Origin of the sequence: Burkholderia sp., assembly GCF_018375725.1 — a bacterium.
In the GTDB taxonomy this organism is placed as follows: Bacteria; Pseudomonadota; Gammaproteobacteria; order Burkholderiales; family Burkholderiaceae; genus Burkholderia.
The window spans coordinates 1-2,099 of sequence record NZ_JAHACR010000462.1 but is presented as its reverse complement, the minus strand read 5'-3'; the positions used below and the strand labels follow the sequence as shown (position 1 = coordinate 2,099).

Genomic DNA, 2,099 nt, shown 5'->3' with positions numbered 1-2,099 from the left:
GGCCAGATCGTGTCGGGCCAGATCGAACAGGGCACGCACGCCGCGTCGGCGCTGTCGAACGACGAACGCACGCGCGGCCTCGCGCTCCTGTGCTGTGCGACCGCGCAATGCGATCTGGAAATCGACGTGCGCGAAATCGCCGGTGTCGACGGCGTGCAGGTCAAGAAGCTGCCGTGCCGCATCGCCGCACTCGAACGCAAGGCCGACGACGTGATGGTCGTGAAGCTGCAGTTGCCGGCCAACGAGCGTCTGCAATACCTCGCCGGCCAGTACATCGAATTCATCCTGAAGGACGGCTCGCGCCGCAGCTACTCGATGGCGAGCGCGCCGGACGTGGAAGGCCCGGTCGAGCTGCACATCCGCCACATGCCGGGCGGCAAGTTCACCGACCACGTGTTCGGCGCGATGAAGGAGCGCGACATCCTGCGCTTCGAAGGGCCGCTCGGCACGTTCTTCCTGCGCGAGGATTCCGACAAGCCGATCGTGCTGCTCGCGTCGGGCACCGGCTTCGCACCGATCAAGGCCATCATCGAGCACGCGAAGCATGCGGGCATCACGCGCCCGATGACGCTCTACTGGGGCGCGCGCCGCAAAAAGGATCTCTACCTCGCCGAACTCGCCGGGCAATGGGCGGCCGAGATCCCGAACTTCAAGTTCGTGCCGGTGCTGTCCGAGCCGGACGACGCCGACCAGTGGACCGGCCGCACCGGCTTCGTCCACCGTGCGGTGATCGAGGATCTGCCCGACCTGTCGGGCTACCAGGTCTACGCGTGCGGCGCGCCGGTGATGGTCGAATCCGCGCAGCGCGATTTCACGCAGCATCACGGCCTGCCTGCCGACGAGTTCTACGCCGACGCGTTTACGAGCGCCGCCGATCTCGCTCACCCGGTCTGATCCCGCCGCCGCCGCGACAATTTTGCAGCGTCGCGGCGGTTTACAGTGGCGCGCGGGATGCCTTATGCTTGCGCACATGAACCGCTACCTGTCCGCTCCCCGACGTCGCCGCTCGCCGCTCCGCCCGGATGCCGCAGGCTCGTCACGGACTCGCGCGTAACCTTCTCACCCCGTTACGCACAAGCTGTTCGAACCCACCAGCCACGGCATTCCGTGGCTTTTTTGTTGGCCCCTTCCCTTTCATTGTCCGCTGGAGTCTCCCGCCATGCCCCTGAACGACTATCCGATCGACTCGCTGATGTACATCACGAACCGTCCCGACATCGTGTTTACGCACGGCAAGGGTTCGTGGCTCTACGATCACACCGGCAAGCGATATCTGGATTTCATCCAGGGCTGGGCGGTCAACAGTCTCGGCCACTGCAACGACGGCGTCGTCGAAGCGCTGAAGTCGCAGGCGGAAAAGCTGCTGAATCCGTCGCCCGCGTTCTACAACGTGCCGATGGCGCAGCTCGCCGGCCTGCTTACGCAGCACAGCGTGTTCGACAAGGTGTTCTTCACTAACAGCGGTGCCGAAGCGAACGAAGGCGCGATCAAGCTCGCGCGCAAGTGGGGCCGCAAGTTCAGGAACGGCGCCTACGAGATCATCACGTTCGACCACAGCTTCCACGGCCGCACGCTCGCGACGATGTCCGCGAGCGGCAAGCCGGGCTGGGACACGATCTACGCGCCGCAAGTGCCGGGCTTCCCGAAGGCCGAGCTGAACAACATCGAATCGGTCGAAAAGCTGATCAACGAGAAGACCGTCGCGGTGATGCTCGAACCGATCCAGGGCGAAGGCGGCGTGATCCCGGCGACGCGCGAATTCATGCGTGCGCTGCGCGCGCTGACGAAGCAGCACAACCTGCTGCTGATCGTCGACGAAGTGCAAAGCGGCTGCGGCCGCGCGGGCACGCTGTTCGCGTACGAGCTGTCGGATATCGAGCCGGACATCATGACGCTCGGCAAGGGCATCGGCAGCGGCGTGCCGCTTGCGGCGCTGCTGTCGAAAGCCGACGTCGCGGTGTTCGAGGCCGGCGACCAGGGCGGCACGTACAACGGCAATCCGCTGATGACGGCGGCCGGTTATGCGGTGATCTCGCAGCTCGTCGCGCCGGGCTTCCTCGAAGGCGTGCGTGAGCGCGGCGAATACCTGAAGCGCAAGC

2 protein-coding genes are annotated in these 2,099 nt (G+C 65.4%); both read left to right on the top strand.

The features are described from left to right. On the top strand, window positions 1–894 hold an 894-nt coding region (locus tag KH616_RS24385; RefSeq protein ID WP_292253791.1), incomplete at its 5' end, for a CDP-6-deoxy-delta-3,4-glucoseen reductase. Window positions 895–1,159: 265 nt separating this feature from the next. Continuing rightward, window positions 1,160–2,099 (top strand): acetylornithine transaminase (locus KH616_RS24380; protein ID WP_292253790.1); only part of this gene is annotated, 940 nt, incomplete at its 3' end.